Origin of the sequence: Bradyrhizobium sp. SZCCHNRI20481, assembly GCF_032485055.1 — a bacterium.
Classification (GTDB): Bacteria; Pseudomonadota; Alphaproteobacteria; order Rhizobiales; family Xanthobacteraceae; genus Bradyrhizobium.
Genome location: NZ_JAUEUE010000010.1, coordinates 40,808 through 62,553, shown reverse-complemented (window position 1 = coordinate 62,553; position 21,746 = coordinate 40,808). Strand labels below are relative to the sequence as shown.

General features: G+C 65.8%; 16 protein-coding genes and 1 pseudogene. 7 read left to right on the top strand and 10 right to left on the bottom strand.

Translation table 11 applies throughout. The features are described 5' to 3' along the window. Window positions 1-34: 34 nt before the first annotated feature. Both QX132_RS17525 and QX132_RS17520 read left to right on the top strand, forming a co-directional pair. Window positions 35-976 (top strand): ABC transporter permease, encoded by a 942-nt coding sequence (locus QX132_RS17525; protein WP_315776419.1) that lies wholly within the window; start codon window positions 35-37, stop codon window positions 974-976. Window positions 977-1,040: 64 nt separating this feature from the next. Then, window positions 1,041-1,871 (top strand): ABC transporter permease, encoded by an 831-nt coding sequence (locus QX132_RS17520; RefSeq protein ID WP_316162297.1) that lies wholly within the window; start codon window positions 1,041-1,043, stop codon window positions 1,869-1,871. 261 nt (window positions 1,872-2,132) lie between these two features. Here QX132_RS17520 and QX132_RS17515 read toward each other — a convergent pair whose 3' ends face one another. From QX132_RS17515 to QX132_RS17505, 3 genes are all read right to left on the bottom strand, one after another. Continuing rightward, the gene (locus QX132_RS17515; RefSeq protein WP_316162148.1) at window positions 2,133-5,231 is read right to left on the bottom strand and encodes a MexW/MexI family multidrug efflux RND transporter permease subunit; all 3,099 of its coding nucleotides are present in this window, start codon (window positions 5,229-5,231) and stop codon (window positions 2,133-2,135) included. An 84-nt stretch (window positions 5,232-5,315) separates the two neighbouring features. Next, window positions 5,316-6,506 carry an efflux RND transporter periplasmic adaptor subunit gene (locus QX132_RS17510; protein WP_315737192.1) on the bottom strand — a complete coding sequence of 397 codons (1,191 nt, stop codon included), beginning with the start codon at window positions 6,504-6,506 and terminating at the stop codon, window positions 5,316-5,318. 1 nt (window position 6,507) lies between these two features. Beyond that, window positions 6,508-7,194, bottom strand: a complete 687-nt coding sequence (locus tag QX132_RS17505) for a helix-turn-helix domain-containing protein (RefSeq protein ID WP_316162296.1) — start codon at window positions 7,192-7,194, stop codon at window positions 6,508-6,510. A gap of 279 nt (window positions 7,195-7,473) precedes the next feature. Between QX132_RS17505 and QX132_RS17500 the strand changes: the two genes are divergently transcribed. Beyond that, window positions 7,474-8,691 carry a cytochrome P450 gene (locus QX132_RS17500; RefSeq protein WP_315779550.1) on the top strand — a complete coding sequence of 406 codons (1,218 nt, stop codon included), beginning with the start codon at window positions 7,474-7,476 and terminating at the stop codon, window positions 8,689-8,691. Between the two features lie 908 nt (window positions 8,692-9,599). On the opposite strand, the pseudogene QX132_RS17495 reads toward QX132_RS17500, so the two are convergent. The 3 genes and pseudogenes from QX132_RS17495 to QX132_RS17485 all read right to left on the bottom strand — a co-directional run. Next, window positions 9,600-9,797: pseudogene (locus QX132_RS17495) on the bottom strand (NAD(P)H-binding protein); the annotation flags it as partial. Window positions 9,798-9,810: 13 nt separating this feature from the next. Continuing rightward, window positions 9,811-10,659, bottom strand: coding sequence for a VOC family protein (locus QX132_RS17490; RefSeq protein ID WP_315776415.1), 849 nt, complete (start codon window positions 10,657-10,659; stop codon window positions 9,811-9,813). Then, on the bottom strand, window positions 10,656-11,915 hold the full coding sequence (locus QX132_RS17485; RefSeq protein WP_315737188.1) for a Glu/Leu/Phe/Val dehydrogenase: 1,260 nt from the start codon (window positions 11,913-11,915) through the stop codon (window positions 10,656-10,658). Before QX132_RS17485 ends, QX132_RS17490 begins: the two co-directional genes overlap by 4 nt. A 205-nt stretch (window positions 11,916-12,120) precedes the next feature. Here QX132_RS17485 and QX132_RS17480 point away from each other — a divergent pair, with 205 nt between their 5' ends. Next, window positions 12,121-13,014, top strand: a complete 894-nt coding sequence (locus tag QX132_RS17480; RefSeq protein ID WP_316162294.1) for a sugar kinase — start codon at window positions 12,121-12,123, stop codon at window positions 13,012-13,014. A 20-nt stretch (window positions 13,015-13,034) separates the two neighbouring features. Next, the gene (rbsK, locus tag QX132_RS17475; RefSeq protein ID WP_316162146.1) at window positions 13,035-13,943 is read left to right on the top strand and encodes a ribokinase; all 909 of its coding nucleotides are present in this window, start codon (window positions 13,035-13,037) and stop codon (window positions 13,941-13,943) included. Here rbsK and QX132_RS17470 read toward each other — a convergent pair. Further along, window positions 13,940-15,175 (bottom strand): NAD(P)/FAD-dependent oxidoreductase, encoded by a 1,236-nt coding sequence (locus tag QX132_RS17470; protein ID WP_316162144.1) that lies wholly within the window; start codon window positions 15,173-15,175, stop codon window positions 13,940-13,942. The two genes, rbsK and QX132_RS17470, sit on opposite strands and share 4 nt — an antisense overlap. A gap of 150 nt (window positions 15,176-15,325) precedes the next feature. Between QX132_RS17470 and QX132_RS17465 the strand changes: the two genes are divergently transcribed. Further along, on the top strand, window positions 15,326-16,111 hold the full coding sequence (locus tag QX132_RS17465; protein WP_316162143.1) for an enoyl-CoA hydratase/isomerase family protein: 786 nt from the start codon (window positions 15,326-15,328) through the stop codon (window positions 16,109-16,111). An 8-nt stretch (window positions 16,112-16,119) separates the two neighbouring features. Here QX132_RS17465 and QX132_RS17460 read toward each other — a convergent pair whose 3' ends face one another. After that, on the bottom strand, window positions 16,120-17,826 hold the full coding sequence (locus QX132_RS17460) for an IlvD/Edd family dehydratase (RefSeq protein ID WP_316162293.1): 1,707 nt from the start codon (window positions 17,824-17,826) through the stop codon (window positions 16,120-16,122). A gap of 138 nt (window positions 17,827-17,964) precedes the next feature. Further along, window positions 17,965-18,783, bottom strand: a complete 819-nt coding sequence (locus tag QX132_RS17455) for an NAD(P)-dependent oxidoreductase (protein WP_315776410.1) — start codon at window positions 18,781-18,783, stop codon at window positions 17,965-17,967. An 89-nt stretch (window positions 18,784-18,872) separates the two neighbouring features. Between QX132_RS17455 and QX132_RS17450 the strand changes: the two genes are divergently transcribed. Beyond that, window positions 18,873-19,841: an SMP-30/gluconolactonase/LRE family protein gene (locus QX132_RS17450; RefSeq protein ID WP_316162142.1), complete on the top strand. Its 969-nt coding sequence runs from the start codon at window positions 18,873-18,875 to the stop codon at window positions 19,839-19,841. Window positions 19,842-19,953: 112 nt separating this feature from the next. Here the strand turns inward: QX132_RS17450 and QX132_RS17445 are convergent, their stop codons facing one another. Then, window positions 19,954-21,384 (bottom strand): aldehyde dehydrogenase family protein, encoded by a 1,431-nt coding sequence (locus tag QX132_RS17445; RefSeq protein WP_316162141.1) that lies wholly within the window; start codon window positions 21,382-21,384, stop codon window positions 19,954-19,956. Window positions 21,385-21,746 lie beyond the last annotated feature (362 nt).

Below are 21,746 nucleotides of genomic sequence, written 5' to 3'. Positions count from 1 at the left end.
GCCGACATCTTCAGCGCCGCAGGAAGAGCTGATCATGCTGACCTTCCTCGCGCGCCGCCTCGGCCAGATCATCCCGACGCTGATCTTCGTCTCCATCCTCATCTTCTCGCTGCAGCAACTCCTGCCCGGCGATCCCGCCCTGGTGATGGCCGGCGAGGAGCGCGATCCGGCGGTGATCGAGCAGATCCGCAAGCAGTATCGCCTCGACCAGCCGCTGCCCGTTCAGTACGGCTACTGGATCAAGGGCGTGCTCTCGGGCGATTTCGGCGAGTCGCTGCGCATCAAGATGCCGGTGCGCGATCTCATCCTGCAAAAGCTGCCGGTGACCCTGCAGCTCGCGTCGATGGCGATCGTGATCGCGTTCCTGATCGGCATTCCCGCCGGCATCATTTCCGCCGTGAAGCGCGGGACGGCCTGGGACTATGCCGCAAACTTGTTTGCGCTGTGGGGCATCTCGACGCCGAACTTCTGGCTCGGCATCATGCTGATCTTCCTGTTCTCGATCCAGCTCGGCTGGCTCCCCGCCTCCGGTTACGTCTCGCCCGCCGAGGACTGGCGGGCCAGCCTCGCCGCCACCATCATGCCGGCCTTCGTGCTCGGCAATGCCATCGCCGCGATCCTGATGCGCCACACCCGCAGCGCGATGCTGCAGGTTCTGAGCAGCGACTACATCCGCACCGCACGTGCCAAGGGCATCTCCGAACGCCAAGTCATCCTCGGCCATGCGCTGCGCAACGCCTTGACGCCGGTCATCACGCTGGGCGCACTCGAGCTCGGCACGCTGTTGTCCGGTGCGGTGCTGACCGAGCAGATCTTCTCGATCCCCGGCTTCGGCAAGCTGATCGTCGATGCCGTGTTCAATCGCGACTACGCGGTGGTGCAGGGTGTCGTGCTGGTCACCGCCACCGTGTATATCATGCTGAACCTGATCGCCGATCTCGCCTATGTCCTCGTCAACCCGCGGCTGAGGAGCTGACATGGTCGAGACGACGCTGTCAGCTCCGCACGGAGCCCGCGCCCTCGCCCCGCTCGAACGGCCGATGCAGCGCACCCTGCGTCGCCTCGTCAAGCGCAAGGGTGCCATGGTCGGGCTCGGCCTGATCACGGTCGTCATCCTGCTCGCCGTGCTCGCGCCGCTGTTGGCGCCCTACGATCCCCTCAAGACGAGCTGGGCGCTGGTCCGCAAAGCCCCGTCGGCGGCGCATTGGTTCGGCACCGACGATCTCGGCCGCGACGTGCTGGCCCGCGTCATCTACGGCGCGCGGGCCTCGCTGCTGGCCGGAGCGATCTCCGTCGCCATCGCGCTGGCGATCGGCGTCCCCATCGGCATGCTCGCAGGCTATCGCGGCGGCTTCATCGATGCCCTGATCAGCCGCATCACCGACGCGATGCTGGCCTGCCCGTTCCTGATTCTGGCGATCGCGCTGGCGGCGTTCCTGGGGCCGAGCCTCGGCAATGCGATGATCGCGATCGGCGTCTCGGCGACGCCGATCTTCGTCCGGCTGACCCGCGGCGAGGTGATGAGCGTCAAGGTCGAGGAGTATGTCGAGGCCGCCCGCAGCGTCGGCGACACCGACCTGCAGATCGCGGTCAGGCACATCCTGCCGAACATCATGCCGGCGCTGCTGGTGCAGGCGACCTTATCGGTCGCCGCCGCCATCATAGCCGAGGCCGCGCTCTCGTTCCTGGGGTTGGGCCAGCAGCCGCCGGCGCCGTCCTGGGGCAGCATGCTCAACGCCGCCCAGCGCTTCCTCACCAACGCGCCATGGATGGCGATCTGGCCGGGGCTTGCGATCTTCCTGGTCGTGCTGTCGCTCAACCTCCTCGGCGACGGCCTGCGCGACGCGCTCGATCCGCAGCAGGAGCAGTGAGCCATCTCGCTTAGGAGCAAGCCGTAGGCCATCGCCGGCGCTTCATCCTCCGCTGTCGTCCCGGCCTCGAGCCGGGACCCATAGCCACAGGCCGTGGTTTGAGGCACGCGCGGAGTGACCCTCTCGCACAACAACGACCGCCGGTGGCTATGGGTCCCGGCGTTCGCCGGGACGACAGCGGGGGGCGTCGAGAGACCGCCCCAAACAAAACGGCGGCTGCCGATGCAGCCGCCGTTGATGTCGTGAGACCAGAGCGCCCGCTCACGTCACCTTCAGCGCGTGGTCGGTCTCGGCGTCGAACTGGGCGATCTGCCGGGCGCGCTGCGACTTGGCGGCGGCCTGGTGGTCGGTGGCGATGACGGTGTAGACGGCCGGCAGCACGAACAGCGTGAACAAAGTGCCGATCGACATGCCGGCGACGACGACGAGGCCGATCGAGAAGCGGCTGGCGGCGCCGGCACCGGTCGCGGTCAAGAGCGGGATCAAGCCGGTGACCATCGCCGCCGTCGTCATCAGGATCGGCCGCAGACGGATGCGCGCGGACGTCTCGATGGCGGTGCGGCGGTCCATCCCCTCGTTGAGCTGCAGCTCGTTGGCGAACTCCACCATCAGGATGCCGTGCTTGGTGATCAGGCCGACCAGCGTCAGCAGGCCGACCTGGGTGTAGATGTTCATGGTCGCGAGGCCGAAGAACAGCGGGATCAAGGCGCCGACGATCGCCATGGGCACGCTGATCATGATCACGAACGGATCGCGCAGGCTCTCGAACTGCGCCGCCAGCACCAGGAAGATGATGATCAGCGCGAAGCCGAAGGTGATGGCGAGCTGGTTGCCTTCCTGGACGTATTGACGGGCGTCGGCGAGATAATCGTGGCTGAAGCCGGACGGCAGGTTCTTGGCCTGCTTCTCCAGGAAGTCGACCGCCTGCCCGACCGTGACGCCGGGCATCGGCACGGCGGAGAAGGTCGCCGAGTTGAGCTGGTTGAAATGCGTCAGCGAGTTCGGGTCGGTCGCGGTCTCGATGTTGACCACCGTCGACAGCGGCACCTGCTGGCCGGCGGCGGTCGCGACATAGTAGCCCGACAGCGATTCCGGCGACAGCCGCTTGTCGCGCGGCACCTGCGGGATCACCTGATAGGAGCGGCCTTCGAGGTTGAAGCGGTTGATGTAGTTGCCGCCGAGCAGCACCGCGAGCGTGTTGCCGATCGACTGCATGGTGATGCCGAGATCGCTCGCCTTGCTGCGATTGATCCAGACCTTGACCACCGGCTGGTTGAACTCGAGGTCGCTGTCGGAGACGATGAACATTCCGCTCTTGCGCGCGGCGTCCTTCAGCTTGGCCATCTGCTCATAGACCGCCTGGAAGCCGCTGGTCGAGCTGATCACCATCTGCACCGGCAGACCGCCGGGGCCGCCCGGCAGCGCCGGCAGGTTGAAGGCGAAGGCGTTGATGCCCTCGATCTTCGACAGCTCCGCCTGCACCAGCGGCTTCAGCTTGATCGAGGAGCGCGTGCGCTCGTCCCAGGGCTTGAGCAGCATGCCGGCAAAGCCGCCCTGCGGGCCGAGGATGCCGTTCAGAACGAAGCGAAGGTCGGTCTCGGGGAACTTCGCGAACGCCTTGTCGACCTTGTCGGTGTAGAAGTTGATGTAGTCGATGTTGGCGTATTTCGGCGCCTTGGTGATCGAGAACACGATGCCCTGATCCTCCTCCGGCGCCAGCTCCTTCGAGGTGTGCATGTAGAGGAAGCCGACCAGGCCGAGGATCGTCAGCGCGAACAGCGCGGTCACCGGCCGGTAGTCGAGCGAGCGGTCGAGCCGGCGGCCGTACCAGCGCGTCATCGCGCCGAACACCCGGTTGACGAGGCGCGCGAAGCGGCCCTCATCGGCGCTCTTCAGCAGCACCGAGCACATCATCGGCGACAGCGTCAAAGCAATGACTCCCGACACGATGACGGAGCCGGCGAGCGTGAAGGCGAACTCACGGAACAGCGAGCCGGTCAGACCGCCGAGGAAGCCGATCGGCGCATACACCGCCGCCAGCGTGATGGTCATCGAGATGACCGGACCGACGATCTCGCGCGCGCCCTGCAGGGCAGCCTGGACCGGCGCCTTGCCCTCCTCCAGATGGCGGTGGATGTTCTCCACCACGACGATGGCGTCGTCGACGACGAGGCCGATCGCCAGCACCATCGCCAGCAGCGTCAGCAGATTGATGCTGAAGCCGAACGCGAGCATCATCGTGCAGACGCCGATCAGCGACAGCGGGATCGTCACCACCGGGATGATGACCGAGCGCAGCGACGCCAGGAACAGGAAGATGACGACGATGACGATCAGGACGGCTTCGCCGAGCGTATGCTCGACCTCGTCGATCGAGGACTGGATGAACTTGGTGGAATCATAGGCCACCTTCATCTTCATCGATGGCGGCAGGTTGCGCTCGAGGTCGGGGAACAGCGCGCGCACACCCTTGACGATGTTGAGCGGGTTGCCCTGCGGCGTCGCGTCGACGCCGATGAAGATCGCGCGCTCGCCGCTGAAGGCGACACTGGCATCGGTGCTCTGCGCCGCGAGCTCGACGGTGGCGATGTCCTCCATGCGGACGAAGCCGCCGTCCTTGGCCTTGACGATCATCCGCTTGAACTGGTTGACGTCGGTCAGGCCGGTATTCGTCGTGATGTTGGAAACGATGAAGTAGCCCTTGGCCTGGCCGGCCGCGGACTGGAAGTTGTTGGCCGCGATCGCCGCCGCGACATCCGTCGGCGACACGTTGCGGCCGGCCATCTTCTCGGGGTTCAGCCAGATCCGCATCGCGAAGGTCTGGCCGCCCAGAATGTTGGCCGCAGCGACGCCGTCGACCGTCGACAGCACCGGCTGCACCACGCGCGTCAGATAGTCCGAGATCGCCGATCCCGACAGCTCCTCGCTGGAGAAGCCGAGATACATCACCGACGTCGTCTGCCCCGTGGTCTTGGTCACGATCGGATCGTTGGATTCCTTCGGGATGAGGTAGCGGACCGAGTTGACCTTGGCGAGCACCTCGGTGAGCGCCTGGTTCGGATCGAAGTTGAGCTTGATGAAGACCTGGATCGTGCTGGTGCCCTGCACCGAGGACGAGGTGATGTAGTCGACGCCCTCGGCGGACGCGACCGCCTGCTCCAGCGGCGTCGTGATGAAGCCCTGGATGAGGTCGGCGGAGGCGCCGGGATAGACGGTCGTGACGTTGACGACCGTGTTGGACAGCTTCGGATATTGCCGGATCGGCAGCTCGAACGCCGCGCGCAGGCCGAGCAGCAGGATGAGCAGGCTGACGACGACCGACAGCACCGGGCGCTTGATGAAGATATCGGTGAAACGCATCGCGGCAATCTCGTCAGCAGGAGGCGGGTGAGGTGCGGGCGGGCCGCCTCATGGCGGCGGCCCGACATTGGCTCAGAGGCTCGCTCAGTAGCGCGGCGGCTTCGCCGGCACCGGCGGCGGCGGATCGGTCGAGATCGCGACGGCAGCGCCGGACTGGATCTTGAGCTGGCCGACGGCGACGACGCGATCGCCCTCCTTCAGGCCCTTCAGGATCACCGCGCGGCCATTGATGCGATCTCCGGTCTGCACATAGATCCGGTCGGCCGTCAGCGCGGTCTTGCCGTCGTCGGTCTTCTTCTCGTTGATCACGAACACCGAGTCGCCATAGAGCGTGTAGTCGACCGCGGTCTCCGGCACCGTCAGCACCGGCGGCTTCTCCGGCAGCACCACGGTGGCGGTGGCGAACATGCCCGGCTTCAGGATGCGCTCCGGATTGGCGATCGTCGCCTGCACGCGGATGTTGCGCGTGTCGGTCGCGATCTGCGGCTCGATCGTGGTGATCTTGCCTTCGAAGGTCCGGCCCGGATAGGCATCGACGCCGATGCGGACGGTCTGGCCGACCTTGAGCTGGCCGCTGTCCTTCTCCGTCACGGTGAAGTTCACCCACAGCTCCGACAGATCGGTCAGCGACACGATCTGCGTGCCGGCGCTGAGATACTGGCCGACCTCGACCTTGCGGACGCCGAGATCGCCGTCGAACGGCGCGCGCACCAGCTTCTGCGCGATCAGCGCCTCGGTCTTGGCGATGCCGGCCTGCGCCTGGTCGTAGGCGGCCTGGGCCTGGTCGACGGTCGCCTGCGGCCCGAACTGGCGCGACGCCAGCTGCTTGGCGCGATCGAGCGACAATTGCGCCACGGTCACCTGGGCCTTGTAGTTGGCGAGATCGCCCTGATCCGGCGCGTCATAGAGCTGCACCAGCGGCGCGCCCTGCTTCACCGTGGAGCCCGGCGTGAACATGATGTCGGTGATGCGGCCGCTGACGTCCGAGGTCACGTTGACTTGGTGCACGGCGGCGAGATCGCCGACGGCCGTCAGCAGGTTCGGCACGGTCTCCGGGCTCGCGGTCGCGACGGTGACGCTGATCGGCGGCGGCTTCATGTTGGCGAAGAACTGCGCGATCATCTTGTCGCGGAACATGTTGAACCACACGAGGCCGCCGACCAGCGCCGCGAGCAGGCCGCCGATCACGATGAACCACAGCACCGGGCGGGTGCGCTTGCGCGGCTTGTCGTCGACCGGCTTTCCGGAGAGCTTGGGTTCGGTCGCAATGTTCATGTCATGCACTTTCTGCCGTCGCCGGCCGGGCCGGAGGTTGCGACAATTCGTGATCGAGGTAGCACGCAATGGCGGCGTCGGTCAGTCCGATGCCGCGCAGGATGAATTCGCTGAGCTGGCGCTCCAGGCTCGCCGCAGTTCCATACGGCACACATGGAACGGATGGAAGCCGCGTCAATGCCGCCATCAACACGGTGTGATGCGCGAACCAGAACAGGTCGCGGGGCGCGGCCACTAAGCGCACGGCGTCGCCGGAGGCAACGGCTGTCACCAGCGAGTCAACGAACTTGGCGCCGATCAGATCATCGATCTTCGCATACAGCAGCCTTGCGAATTCGCCATCATCGAGATGGCTCGATGCCATCAGCCGCAGCCGCTGCTCTTCTTCCTCATTGGGGCCGTCGGCAATGCCGAGGAAATGCCGGACCATCCCGGCCATCAGCATGACCAGCGTCGCGGTCGAAGGTTCCTGGCTGAGCAGCACCTCGAAATCCGGATCGGTCTCGCACTCCTCGGTGAGGATCTCCGCATACAGCGCCGCCTTGGAGGAGAAATGCTTGAACAGCAGCGCTTCCGAGATCGCCGCCGCGGCAGCCACGCTCTTGGTCGTGGTGCCGGCATAGCCATGACGCGCGAAGCAGCGCTTGGCTGCACCGAGGATCAGCTGCCTGCGGAGATCGCTTGTCATGCGCAAAGTGGACATCGGCCGTGAGTAAATACTCACTTGATCTATGTCAAGAAAGATGCCGCGGCGCAGCAGGGTTTGGCGGCCAAGTCCCTGAAATCGCTGGCGGGATTTCACCGTCGCCAAAGGCAATTCTATACCTCTGAAAGCGGCGGATCTGCGGCAGGGCGGGCGGTCCGATCCTGCCCTCGGTGCCCGGCACTGCCGGGTGGCGCATTTTCTTCTACTGCCGGCCGTGCGACGGTCGCAGCAACAAACGAGACTCGGCCGGGAGGACGATCGATGACCGACGACGCAGCGCTCGCCAGCCAGTTCGATCTCGAGCGCCTGACGCCTGAGTTCTACGCCGATCCCTACCCGACCTACCGCGCGCTGCGCCAGCATGCGCCGGTCAAGCGCCTCCGCAGCGGCTCCTATTTCCTCACCCGCTACGACGATCTCGTCACCGCCTACAAGGCGACGAAGACGTTCTCGTCCGACAAGAAGCGCGAGTTCGCGCCGAAATATGGCGACACGCTGCTCTACGAGCATCACACGACGAGCCTCGTGTTCAACGATCCCCCGGCGCACACGCGGGTGCGCCGCCTGATCATGGGCGCGCTGTCGCCGCGGGCGATCGCCGAGATGGAGCCCGCTCTGATTGCGCTCGTCGATGGGCTCCTGGACCGGATTGCAGCGAAGGACAGATTCGAGCTGATCGAGGATTTCGCCGCGGCGATCCCGATCGAGGTCATCGGCAACCTGCTCGGCGTGCCGCACGAGGAGCGCGGCCCCTTGCGCGACTGGTCGCTTGCCATCCTCGGCGCGCTGGAGCCGGTGCTGACGCGCGAGCAGCTTGCCCGCGGCAACCAGGCGGTCGGCGATTTCCTCGCCTATCTGGAAACGCTGGTCGCACGCCGCCGCGCGGCACCCGGCAATCCGGAGCGCGACGTGCTGACGCGCCTGATCCAGGGCGAGGCCGACGGCGAGCGGCTGAGCGAAAAGGAGCTCCTGCACAATTGCATCTTCCTGCTCAATGCCGGACACGAGACCACCACCAATCTGATCGGCAACGGCCTCGTCCTGCTGTGCCAGCATCCGGCCGAGCGCGAGAGGCTGATCGAGGCCCCCAACCTGATCCGCACCGCCGTCGAGGAAATCCTGCGCTACGAGAGCTCCAACCAGCTCGGCAACCGCATGACCACCGAGCCGGTCACGCTCGGCGACATCACGCTCGAGCCCGGCACCTCCGTTACGCTGTGCATCGGCGCTGCCAACCGCGATCCCGCCCAGTTCGACGATCCCGAACGCTTCGACATCACCCGCCTCGCCAACCGCCACCTCGCCTTCGGCACCGGCGCCCATCAATGCGCAGGGATGGCGCTGGCAAGGCTGGAGGGCGCGGTGGCGATCTCGCGGTTTCTGGCGCGGTTTCCGAACTATCAGCTCGACGGCGCCCCGGTGCGCGGCGGACGGGTGCGGTTTCGGGGATTCATGAACGTGCCTTGCGTGGTCGGCTGAGGCGAGGATCACGTTGTGCGGAGTGACCGGAGCACCTCAGTCTGTGATTTGTAGGGCGGATGAGCGAAGCGTAATCCGCCGCTGACACGGCCGGATGCTGTCGAAAGACCCGCATTTCATCAGCGATATCTCCTCGCCGGTCACAACCAGCGCTCAAGCGACGCCTTGTGACATGCATGTTCACTGCTGCCGGCGCGGCGGATTACGCTTCGCTCATCCGCCCTACGCGCTGCTGTCGGAAAGTCTGACCGGCTACATAAAGAAGGCGATACTCGCCCGCTCCGGCCGACACCCACTCCTCGAAAAAATCTCTTTCTTTTTTTCAGAATTGATGTATACGTTCTCCCGTCCCGCCTCACAAGAGGGGCGCTTCGCGGTCGTCACGAACGTCGAGTGCGGGATGCGGTGGGCGTGTTGGTGCTGCAGCGTGGGTGATCCCTGCGCCGACGAACGGCAGCGATGCGCACGGTCAAGTCGCGTGGTCCTGATACCCCGATGCTGGTATTACGCCTGCGTTGGCGCTCACGCGTCGCGCGGGCAACGGTGGCCAGAAAGCCCGGCGCACCGGGGAGAACGCGAAGCAGCCGTGAAAACCATCGCGCGGGGAATGCCGGGTGTTCTCGGCTGAACCTGTGGTTCCTGCCGCCTGCATTTTTTCCGCAGGCGGGCCATGGGTGCGGCCAGCGCCCGGCATTCCCCGTGCCCTCTTCCCAAGGAGGGCAGGACGATCAGCAAAGCTCGGACGCGAAAACGCGCCGCGAGATGGTGAACTCATGTCTCACCGCCCCGACACAACTCTCACCATCGTCATTGCGAGCGAAGCGAAGCAATCCAGGGCCGCGCACGCGACTCTGGATTGCTTCGTCGCTTCGCTCCTCGCAATGACGGGGAGACAGACGGGACTCAACGGTCGGGCGGACGATCGAGTAGGTCAGCCCCTGCTCCAGCAGATGCGCTTCGAACGCCAGCTTGGCCTTCTGGAACGCCAGCAGCGGCTTCTGCACGCAGATGGCGGACAGCAGGACGAAGTGACTCACACCAGCACTCCGTGCAGCATCCAGCGCGTTCACATGGGCTTGATAGTCGATCGCCTGGGCATCCGTCGGCTCGGCTTCGACCTCACGCCGCCGCGCGCGGCGTCTTCTCCAAAATCAGCGTGTGGATGCCGCAGGTGCCGCTGTAGAGGCTCATCACCCGCGTGCCCGGCTTGCGGCCGGCGCGCGGCTCGGAGACCTGCAGGCCGGCGGCGAGCAGCCGCGCGCGCGTCGCCTCGATGTCGGCGACACGCCAGCTCAGGCCCCACAGCTTGTCATGGGCCTTGTCGTTGCCGGCGACCGGCCGCTTCACCACCTCGACGATCAGGTCGCCGCAGCGGAAGAACATCAACTGCCCCCATTCCTGATGGCTGCGGTCGAGCGCCATGTCGAGCCCGAGCCGCGCGCCGTAGAGCGCGGCGGCGCGTTCGGGATCCTCGGTCGAGATCACGATATGGTCGAGGCCGAGCACGGCCGTATCGGCGGTCTTGGCGGACGGCGGGCGCGGCTCGGCAAGCTCGAGGAAGAACATGCGCACGCCACGCGTGAGATCGGTCATGGCGCGGGTGCGCTTCCAATGCAGCGTCTGGCCCGAGACGCGATCGGTGTTCTCGACCTCGGTGATCGGGTCCGGCTTCAGCGCCACGCGCTCCAATCTGCGATGCATCTTGGCGATGTCGTTGGTGGCAAAGCAGATGCTGGCGAGCCCCTCGCCCCAGATCTTGATGACGTTGCGGATGCGGTCGGCCGCCACGCTCTGGCCCATCGGGGCCATCAGCTCCAGGCTCATATTGTCGAGCGTGAACAGGACGCGATCGGCGCCCTCGCCCGAATTCTGCCAGGACGGCTTGCGCGCCAGCAGCGTCTCGAACGCGGCGCTGCCGGCCTGGACGTCCTGCAGCAGGACGACGACGTGGTCGAGCCCGGTGATCACGGAAACAGCCCTCGCGAGTTCTTGGCGGCGCGCACCTTCTCCACTCCGATCGCCATCGCCGCGGTCCGGTGGGAGATGCCGTCGGCCTTGCCGCGCGTCAGCATGCGCTCGAAGGCACGGTCGAGGATCTGGTACTCCCTGCGCATTACCTCCTCTTCCTCCCAGAACAGCTGCTGCAGATCCTGCACCCATTCGAAATAGCTGACGATGACGCCGCCGGAATTGCAGAGAATGTCGGGAATGAGGAAGATCTCGTTGCGGCGCTGGTCGAGCACCAGATCGGCATCCGGCGTGGTCGGGCCATTGGCGGCTTCCGCAATGACGCGGCATTTCAGGTTCGCCGCCACCTTGGCGTCGATCACGCGCTCGACAGCCGCCGGCACGAGGATGTCGCAGGCCAGGGTCAGGATCTCCCGCGGATCGAAGGCGAGCTCGGTGGAGAAGCCGGCAATGCTGCCGTGCCTGGCGGCGTGCGCCATCAAGGCCGGGATGTCGAGACCGCGCGGATCATGGAGGGCGCCGGTGTGATCGCTGACCGCAATCACCTTCATGCCCATCTGGTGGAAGCCGAGCGCGGCATAGGAGCCGACATTGCCAAAGCCCTGCACGACCGCGGTGGACTTGGTCGGGTCGATGCCCAGCTCATCCATCACCCGCCTCGACACATGGGCGACGCCGCGGCCGGTCGCCTCGCGGCGACCCAAGGTGCCGCCGGAGAACACCGGCTTGCCGGTCACGATCTCCATCACCGTCTGCCCCTGGTACATGGAATACGTGTCCATGAACCACGCCATCACCTGCTCGTTTGTGCCCATGTCGGGCGCCATCACGTCGGTGTGCGGCCCGACGAAGGGGATCATCTCCTGCATGTAGCGGCGGGACAGCGATTCGAGCTCGCGCCGGGACAGCTTGGACAGATCGACGTTGACGCCGCCCTTGGCGCCGCCATAAGGCAACCCGACGAGGGCGCACTTCCAGCTCATCCAGATCGCCAGCGCCGCCACCTCGCCGATGTCGACGGTGGGAGCAAAGCGCGTGCCGCCCTTGGTCGGTCCCATGGTCAGGAGGTGCTGGACCCGGTAGCCTTCATAGACCGCGATCGTGCCGTCATCCTTGTGGATCGGACACGAGACGGTGATCGCCCGCTTCGGCAAGAGAAGCCGGTCCCGCTCGTCGGCTGGGATGCCAAGATGGTCGGCGATCACGTTGAACTGATTGGTGGCCATCTCGAAGACCGGACCCGCATAGACAGTCATATTCCACTCCCGAATCTGCGTTTCTGCAGGCCGGCAACCATAGCGCGACCCGAGCGCCGGCGGCAGGGGGCCACCGGTAGCAGAGGGCCGATCTCGACCACCATGGTGACGATTTGACGAAGAATTTCAGCGTTGATCCGCTTTGATCGCTTGCTAATCTGCGGCGCCGGGGCCGCAATCACCCCTTAGTGAGACAGAAATGGCAATGCAGGCCCTCTTCATCGGACAGACCTACATCGACGTTACGTTCATCACCGACCACATGCCGACGGGGGACGAGAAGCACGTGGCCTCCGACTATGCCGTCTCGTTCGGCGGCAATGCGGTGACTGCGGCATTTTGCTGCGCCAAGCTCGGCATCGTGCCCGACCTGATCGCCACCGTCGCGAATGACTGGCTCGGGCGGATGTTCCAGGACATGACCGCGAAATACGGCATCTCCGTCCACCCCCGGAAGGTCAATGCCTCCTCGCTGTCCTTCATCATGCCGAAGGACGGCAAGCGCGCCATCGTGCGTTGCCGCGACGATGCGCATATCCACCCGTTCCCGCTGCTCAATCTCGGCAGTTGCCGGGCGCTGCATGTCGACGGCCACCAGCCCGACGCCGCGTTGCATTATGCCAGGCTGTGCCGCGAGGCCGGCGTCCTGACCTCGCTCGACGGCGGCGGCCTGCGCACCAACACCCATGAGCTCCTGGAATATATCGACGTCGCGATCGTGGCCGAGCGGCTGTGCGAGCAGATGGATCTCACGCCGGAGAAGATGCTCGACTACCTGAAGAGCCGCGGCTGCCGCATTGGCGGCGTCACCCAGGGCGAGAAGGGCCTGCTCTGGTATGATGAGGTCGGCGCCGTGCATACGCTGCCGGCCTATCCGATCCCGCGCGAGCGCGTGATCGACACCAACGGCGCCGGCGACGTCTTCCACGGCGCCTATGTGTATTCGTACCTCGCCAATCCGGCGAAGGGCTGGAAGGAGCATTTCGAGTTCGCGCGCGCGGCCTCGACGTTCAAGATCCAGAAGCTCGGCAACGAGGCCGGCCTGCCGACCCTCACCGACATCGAGCTGGTCAGGCAGGAATTCGAGGCGCGCGTCTAGCGGTTGTGGGGAGCAAGCGGATGGGGCGGATCGTCGTCGCCGGCAGCATCAACATGGATGTGGTGGCGACGGCCGAGCGCCATCCGCGCATCGGCGAGACCGTCGCCGGCCGGTCGGTGATGTACTTTCCCGGCGGCAAGGGAGCGAACCAGGCGGTCGCCGCAGCCAAGCTCGGCGCGCCGACGGCGCTGATCGGCCGGCTCGGTCGCGACGCCTTCGGCGAGCAGTTGCGCGCATTTCTCACGGCTCAGGGCATCGATCTCACCGCCGTGAAGGACAGCGCGGGCGCGTCGACCGGAACGGCGATCATCACGCTCGCACAAGCCGACAACACGATCGTGGTGATATCAGGCACCAACGCCGAGGTCAGCGCCGACGATGTGGCGCAGGTGTCTCTTGGCTCGGGAGACGTGGCCGTCAGCCAGTTCGAAATTCCGCAGGCGACCATTACCGCGTTCTTCCAGCGTGCCAAAACGGCCGGCGCCACCACGATCCTCAACCCCGCCCCGGCGAGCGCCTTCGACAGCACGCTGTTCGCGCTGGTCGATGTGCTCGTGCTGAACGAAACCGAGCTCAGTTTCCTGGCCGGGATCGAACTCGGCAACGCGCCGACGCCGCAGCAGGTGAATGAGGCGGTTCGCGCGCTCAAGCCTCGCGACGACCAGACGGTCTGCGTCACGCTCGGCGCGCGTGGCGCGGTCGCGGTTTCTGGCGCCGAGGCCCGGCTGGTCGAAGGCCGCGCGGTCAAGGCCGTCGACACCACCGGCGCCGGCGACTGCTTCGTCGGCGCGCTCGCCGCGCGGCTGTCGCAGGGCGCGGCGATCGCGGATGCGATCGGCTATGCCAACATCGCCGCATCGATCTCGGTGCAGCGGATGGGTGCCGGCCCTTCGATGCCGACCGCAGAGGAGGTGCGCGCGCTGCTCTAAGCGAGAGCGCTCTTCAGATCGAAGCTGGGATCAGCGGCGTTGGCTGCATCCAAGGTGCCGCCCGCAGCAAGCAACTTGCGGCCGAACATATGGTCGCCGGCACGGTTGACGGACTCGATGCCGACCAGCCTGCCCTCTTTGTAACAGAATGCGGAGAATGCCTTTTGCGTGGGATCACCGCGCAGCACGACCTGGTCATAGCCGGTGGTGAGCCCCGCGATCTGGAGCTTGTCATTGCCCTGGTCGCTCCAGAACCACGGCTGTCCGTCATAGGGCTTGACGTCGCCCGTCAGCCGCGCCGCGACGCAGCGGGCGTGATCGGTGGCGTTCTGCACCGACTCCAGCCGCAGCGTCCCGCCGAAGCGCTGGCTGACGAACAGGGCGCAGTCGCCGATGGCCGAGATGTGCGGATCGCTGGTGAGCAGATATTCGTCGACGACGATGCCGGAGGCGACCTGCAATCCAGCCTCGGCGGCGAGCTCAACATTCGGCAGCACGCCGACGCCGACCACGACGAGGTCAGCGGGGATGTGCCGACCATCGCTGAGGCTGACGCCGGTGACCTTGTTGCCGTCGGCCTCGATGCTGGTGGCCTGCACGCCGAGATGGATGCGCACGCCGGCTTCCGCATGCTGCCTCTGGAAGTAGTCCGAGATCTCGGCGGTCACGGCCCGCGCCATCACCCGCGCGCCGAGCTCGAGCACGTCGACCTCGAGCCCTTTGATGCGTGCGGTCGCCGCGAATTCGAGACCGATGAAGCCGGCGCCGATCACGACGACCCGCTTGGCATCGCCCAGCAAGGTCCTGAGCGCTTCGCTGTCATCGAGGATGCGCAAGTAACGAACCGCCGGAAGATGGGCGTTGGGGATGTCGAGCAGGCGGTTGCGAGCACCGGTCGCAAATACGAGGTGTCCGTAGTCCAGGGACTTGCCCGAGGCGAGCAGCACCTTGCGGGCTTCGCGCTGAACCGCGACCACACGGTCGTAGACGAGATCGATGGTCTGGTCGGCGTAGAATTTCTGCGGCCGGAACATCAAGGTCTCCGGGCCGCCCGTTCCCTTGAGATACGCCTTCGACAGCGGCGGGCGCTGATACGGCAGATGCGGCTCGTCGTTGATCAGGTGAATGGGATCGGCAAAGCCTGCCTGACGCAGCGAGGTCGCGAGCTGGAAACCCGCATGCCCCGCACCCACGATCACAACCGGTCCCTTCGTCACTGCGTCCTGCCCCATTCTGTCCATATCCCGTGTTTGCACGCCTTGTCTGCTGCGGGTTTACCTCCCGTCATGCCAGCCGAGCCGGGTTGTCGCAGACTTCCCCGGCATTGTCACCGGCCTGCTGTGCGCTTTAAATGCGGCAACAACCATGCAAGGGAGGATTGAATGTCGGACGCAGCCGCGGACCCCGCTCGCCTGAGCATTGACGGCCCGATCGCGACCATCACGCTGGACCGACCGGCAGCGTTCAACGCCATCAACCTCGCCATCGCGCAGCGCCTGGAACAGCTCGCGGCGCAGGTCGAGGCGGACCCGACCATCCGGGTGCTCGTCCTCAAGGGCGAAGGCCGCGCCTTCTGCGCCGGCGGCGACCTGCAGACGATCGGCGCTGCCGCCGAGGCCGACACCATCACGCCTGTCGTGAGCGAGCTGCTGCACCACTACCACGCCTTCATCGCGAGCCTGCGGCGCATGCCCAAGATCGTGCTCGCCAGCGTGCACGGCTCCGCCGCCGGTGCAGGAATGTCGCTGGCCTTCGCGGCCGATCTCTGCATTGCGGCCGAGGATGCGCGCTTCACGCCGGCCTACGCCAAGCTCGGTGTCTCGCCCGACGGCGGCGGGACGGTCGGCGTCGTTGCGACCGTGGGTGTGCGGCGCGCCCTGCAGATCTTCCTGGCCGAGGACAGCTTCACCGCGGCGCAGGCTTACGAATGGGGACTGGTGGCGAAAATCGTCCCCGCCTCGGAGCTTGCTGCAGCCACCGACGCGCTGGCCGCGCGGCTGGCGCAAAACGTGCCGGCGGGGATCGCTACGACCAAGGCGCTGATCCATCGCGCACCGACCAGCTCGGTCGAGGACCAGCTCGCCGCCGAACGCGATGCCATCGTCAACTGCATGCACACGGATGAATTCCGCGCCGCCGTGAAGCGGTTCACCAGCAAAGGAAAGTAGGACTGCGCTCACCCCTTCCCTTTGCGGCGCATGAAGTCGAAATCGCAGCCGTCGTCGGCCTGCAGGATCGTCTCATGAAAGAGGTGCGCATAGCCGCGCTCCGCCCATTCCGGCGTCGGCGCTTGCTTCAGGGCAGCACGGCGCCGGTCCAGCTCGGCGTCGTCGACCAGCAGGTCAATGCTGCGCTTGGCGACGTCGAGCCGGATCATGTCGCCGGTCCGGACCAGCGCCAGCGGCCCGCCGACGGCGGACTCCGGAGTGATGTGAAGGACGATGGTGCCAAAGGCGGTGCCGCTCATGCGCGCATCGGAGATGCGCACCATGTCCTTGGTGCCGCCGCGCGCGAGCTTCTTCGGGATCGGCAGATAGCCGGCCTCGGGCATGCCCGGGGCGCCTTTGGGGCCGGCATTGCGCAGCACCAGCACGTCATCGGCCGACACATCGAGAGCGGGATCATCGACCCGCAGGGTCATGTCCTCCACCGACTCGAACACGACGGCGCGCCCGGTATGCTGCAGCAGCTTGGGGCTCGCTGCCGAATGCTTGATGACGGCGCCGCGCGGCGCCAGGTTGCCGCGCAGCACCGCGAGCCCGCCCTCCGGCTTGATCGCGTCGTCGCGCGAGCGGATCACGTCCTGCCCCGGCACGTCCTCGGCGGCGGCCACGATGTCGCGCAGCGGTTGGCCGGTGATCGAGCGGCAATCGAGATCGATGAGATCACCGAGCTGCTTCATCAGCTTCGGCACGCCGCCGGCGTGGTGGAAATGCTCCATGTAGTGATCGCCGGATGGCTTGAGATCGACCAGCACCGGCACCTCGCGGCCGATGTGGTCGAATACATCGAGATCGATTGTGTGCGGGGTCCGGCCAGCGATCGCGGTGAGATGCACCAGGCCATTGGTAGAGCCGCCGATTGCCTGCAGCACCACCTGCGCATTCTTGAAAGCGGACGGCGTCAGCAGCTCGCTCGGTTTCGGCCCCTTGGCCTTGGCCATCTCGGCCGCGACGCGTCCGCTGGCTTCGGCCGAACGGAAGCGCTCGGCATGCGGCGCGGGAATCGTTGCGCTCATCGGCAGCGACAATCCGAGGGCCTCGGTGATGCAGGCCATCGTCGAGGCCGTTCCCATCACCATGCAGGTGCCGACCGACGGCGCCAGCCGGCCGTTGACCGCCTCGATCTCGCTGCCGTCCATCTCGCCGGCGCGATACTTCGCCCACAGCCTGCGGCAATCGGTGCAGGCGCCGAGCACCTCGCCCTTGTGATGACCGACCACCATCGGACCAACGGGGATGACCACCGTCGGCAGGTCGGCCGACACCGCCGCCATGATCTGCGCCGGCAAGGTCTTGTCGCAGCCGCCGATGACGACAACCGCATCCATCGGCTGGGCACGGATCATCTCCTCGGTTTCCATCGCCATCAGGTTGCGCAGATACATCGAGGTCGGATGCGCGAAGCTCTCGGCGATCGAGATCGTCGGAAACACGAACGGCATCGCGCCGGACAGCATGACCCCGCGCTTCACCGCTTCTAGGATCTGCGGCACGTTGCCATGGCAGGGGTTGTAGTCGCTGTAGGTGTTGGTGATGCCGACGATGGGCCGGTCGAGCGCGTCGTCCGAATAGCCGGCGGCCTTGATGAAGGCCTTGCGCAGGAACAGCGAGAAGCCGGCATCGCCGTAGGCAGTCAGTCCCTTGCGCAGGCCATCGGTCATGGTCTTCTCTTCTTTCATTCTCAACGTCATTCCGGGGCGCGCGAAGCGCGAACCAGGAATCCAGAAGTTGTCTTGCGCTCTCACATCGAGATTCCGGGTTCGCGTCCTGCGGACGCGCCCCGGAATGACGACGCCCAATTACCCCCAGTCGATGATCCGGCTGGTGTCGCCATCGAACTCGGTGGTGCAGAAAGCGCCGCCCTGGAAGTAGTCGCCGATCGGATCGGCGGGCAGCTTGGCTTGCTCCGCAAAAGCATGCTCGCGGAAATCCTCGGCGCGGCCGGTCGGGCGATAGCCGAGATCGTAGGCGCGCTGATTGTCCCACCAGGCGCGCTCGTTCAACGAGGCGCCATAGAGCACATCGAAATGAATGTCCGGATGCTCGAGGCCGATGCGGCAGAGCTGGACCAGATCCTCCGGCTTCAGCCAGATCGACAGCCGGCGCCGGTCGAGCGGCTTGTCGCCGAAATTGCCGATGCGGATGCACGTCACCTTCAGCCCGTGCTTGTCGGCATAGAGCGAGCCGAGCGCTTCGCCGAACACCTTGCTGACGCCGTAGCGGCCGTCGGGACGCGGTTGCACGTCGTTGTCGATCTTGCGATGGCGCGGATAGAAACCAACCGCGTGGTTCGACGACGCGAACACCACGCGCTTGACGCCCTTGCGGCGAGCCGCCTCGAACAGGTTGTAGCCGCCGATGATGTTGGCCTGCAGGATGTCATTCCATGGACCTTCGACCGAATAGCCGCCGAAATGGATGATGCCGTCGATGCCATCGCACAGTGCTTCGACCTGGGAGAGGTCGGCAAGATCGGCCGCCTTGAACGTCTCCTGGCTGGAGAGATCGGCAGGCGGTCGGAGATCGCTGAGCAGAAGGTCCGGATAGATCGGCGGGAGCAGCTTCCGCAAGGAAGTGCCGATTCCACCGCTCGCTCCGGTCATCAAGATACGTGGCATTTCATCCCTCGTGTTCGGCCCGCAGGTTTGCGGTCATTGCTTGCGGATGATAGCAGAGATCGTAACGGTGCAATAACAGGACCGGCCAGATGTCCGACGGAAACGCTCACGCCCAGGGCTTTCGCCCTGCCACCTTCTATCCCGATCCGGCGATCCAGACGCTCGATCCGCGCTTCGAGAAATACTGGCTCAAATTGTCGGCCGTCGAGCGGCTGGCGACGGGCCTGCGCTGGGCCGAAGGGCCGGTGTGGTTCGGCGACGGCCGCTATCTCTTGTGCAGCGACATTCCCAACCAGCGCATCCTCAAATGGGAGGAGGAGACCGGGGCTGTCTCGGTGTTCCGCAAGCCCTCCAACTTCGCCAACGGCAACACCCGCGACCGGCAGGGCCGGCTGGTCACCTGCGAGCATGGCGGCCGCCGCGTCACCCGCACCGAATATGACGGCTCGATCACGGTGCTGATCGACAGCTTCGACGGCAAGCGGTTGAATTCGCCGAACGACGTCGTGGTCAAATCCGACGGCTCGATCTGGTTCACCGATCCGACCTTCGGACTGCTCGGCAATTACGAGGGCTACAGGGCCGAGCCCGAGATCGACGCCAACGTGTACCGCATCGACGGCACCACCGGCCGGGCGACCATCGTCGCCGAGGGCGTGCTGGGACCGAACGGGCTGTGCTTCTCGCCCGACGAGAGCATCCTCTACGTCGTCGAATCCCGCGGCGCGCCGACCCGCAAGATCCTCGCCTACGACGTCTCCGGCGACGGTACCAACCTTACTAACAAGCGCATCCACATCGATGCCGGCCCGGGCACGCCGGACGGCATGCGCTGCGACATCGACGGCAATCTCTGGTGCGGCTGGGGCATGGGCACACCCGAGCTCGACGGCGTCATGGTGTTCGCGCCCGACGGCGCGCCGATTGGCCGCATCGCTCTGCCCGAGCGCTGCGCCAATCTCTGCTTCGGTGGGCTGAAGCGCAACCGGCTGTTCATGGCCGCCAGCCAGTCGATCTACGCGCTCTACGTGAATACGCAAGGCGCGCTGGGGGGCTAAGCTTCCACCGAGTAGGGTGGGCAAAGGCGCGGAGCGCCGTGCCCACCAGCTCTGTTGTTGGCGTGAATGGTGGGCACGCTGCGCTTTGCCCACCCTACACGTCCTCACGCGATCAAGCCGCGTTGTAGCCCGCGACCGCCTTGACCTCGAGATATTCCTCGAGACCGAAGCGGCCCCATTCGCGGCCGTTGCCGGACTGCTTGTAGCCGCCAAACGGCGCGGTGCGGTCGTTCGGGACACCTTGAAGGTTGACGTTGCCGGCGCGGATCTTGCGGCCGACCTCGCGGGCCTTCTCGATCGTCGGGGCCGTGACGTATCCGGCAAGACCATAGGGCGTGTCGTTGGCGATACGCACCGCCTCGTTCTCGTCCTTGGCCCCGATGATCACCAGCACCGGCCCGAAGATCTCCTCGCGCGAGATCGTCATCTCGGGCTTGACGTCGGCGAAGATCGTCGGCCGCACGTAGAAGCCCTTGTTGACGCCCTCGGGCAGGCCGGGACCGCCGGCGACGAGCGTGGCGCCCTCCTCGATGCCCTTGTTGATCAGGGCCTGGATCTTGTCCCACTGGCCGCGATTGACGACCGGGCCGATCGTGGTGCCTTCGCCACGCGGATCGCCGGCCTTGGTCTTGTCGGCAACGCCCTTCGCGATGGCAGCCACTTCCTTCATCCGTGCGGCCGGCACGATCATGCGCGACGGCGCGTTGCAGGACTGGCCGGAATTGTTGAACATGTGCATGACGCCGCCCGTCACCGCCTTGACCAGATCGGCCCCCTCCAGGATCACGTTCGGCGACTTGCCGCCAAGCTCCTGGCTGACGCGCTTCACGGTCGGCGCGGCGCGCTTGGCGACGTCGATGCCGGCGCGGGTCGAGCCGGTGAACGAGATCATGTCGATGTCCGGATGCTCGCTCATGGCGGCACCGACCTCCGGCCCGAGGCCGTTGATCAGGTTGAACACGCCCTTCGGCACGCCGGCCTCGTGCAGGATCTCGCCGAAGATCAGCGCCGAGGTCGGGGTGAACTCCGACGGCTTCAGGATCATGGTGCAACCCGCGGCCAGCGCCGGGGCGACCTTGCAGGCGATCTGGTTGAGCGGCCAGTTCCAGGGCGTGATCATGCCGACAACGCCGACCGGCTCGCGCACCACCACGGACGCCGGCAGCGTCTCCTCGAACTCATATTTCTTCAGCACATCGAGCGTCGACATCAGATGGCCGAGACCGGCGCCCGCCTGCAGCTTCTCCGCCATCGGCAGCGGCGCGCCCATCTCGTCGGAGATGGCAGCACCGATTTCCTTCATGCGGCCCTTGTAGACGGCGATGATCTTCTCGAACAGCGCGACGCGCTCCTCGCGCGAGGTCTGCGAGAACGTCTCGAAGGCGCGCTTGGCGGCGGCGACCGCCTTGTCGACATCGACCTTGGAGCCCAGCGCAACCTCGTACATCGCCTCTTCAGTCGCCGGATTCACGACCGGCGTGGACTTCTTGACGACCGGATCGACCCAGGCGCCGTCGATGTAGAATTGCAGGCGATTGACCATCGGAAAACCTCTTCACGTGGAAGCATCTGGAGGGGGCGGCAGCACGCGGCCGGCATCCTGGCACGCGCGATCCGCGGGATGAACCCGCCACATGCGGGGACCGGGGTTGCGTCCCGCGGATATAGGAGCAAGGCCGCGACCGGCGCAAGCCGACGGCCCTGCGTTTCGTCGCCGCTCCATTTTGCATCGCAGCAAATGCGATTGCGGCGATCATTCCGGATGGCAGAATTCCCAGTCCGCAGATTCATTTTCAACATGTGAACTGCTTCACATCGTGGCCCGGTCGTGCCGGTTACTCTCTCCTTCATAGACAGCCCAGCATCTCGAAAGGACGCTGGAAAACATTTCACAACGAATGACTT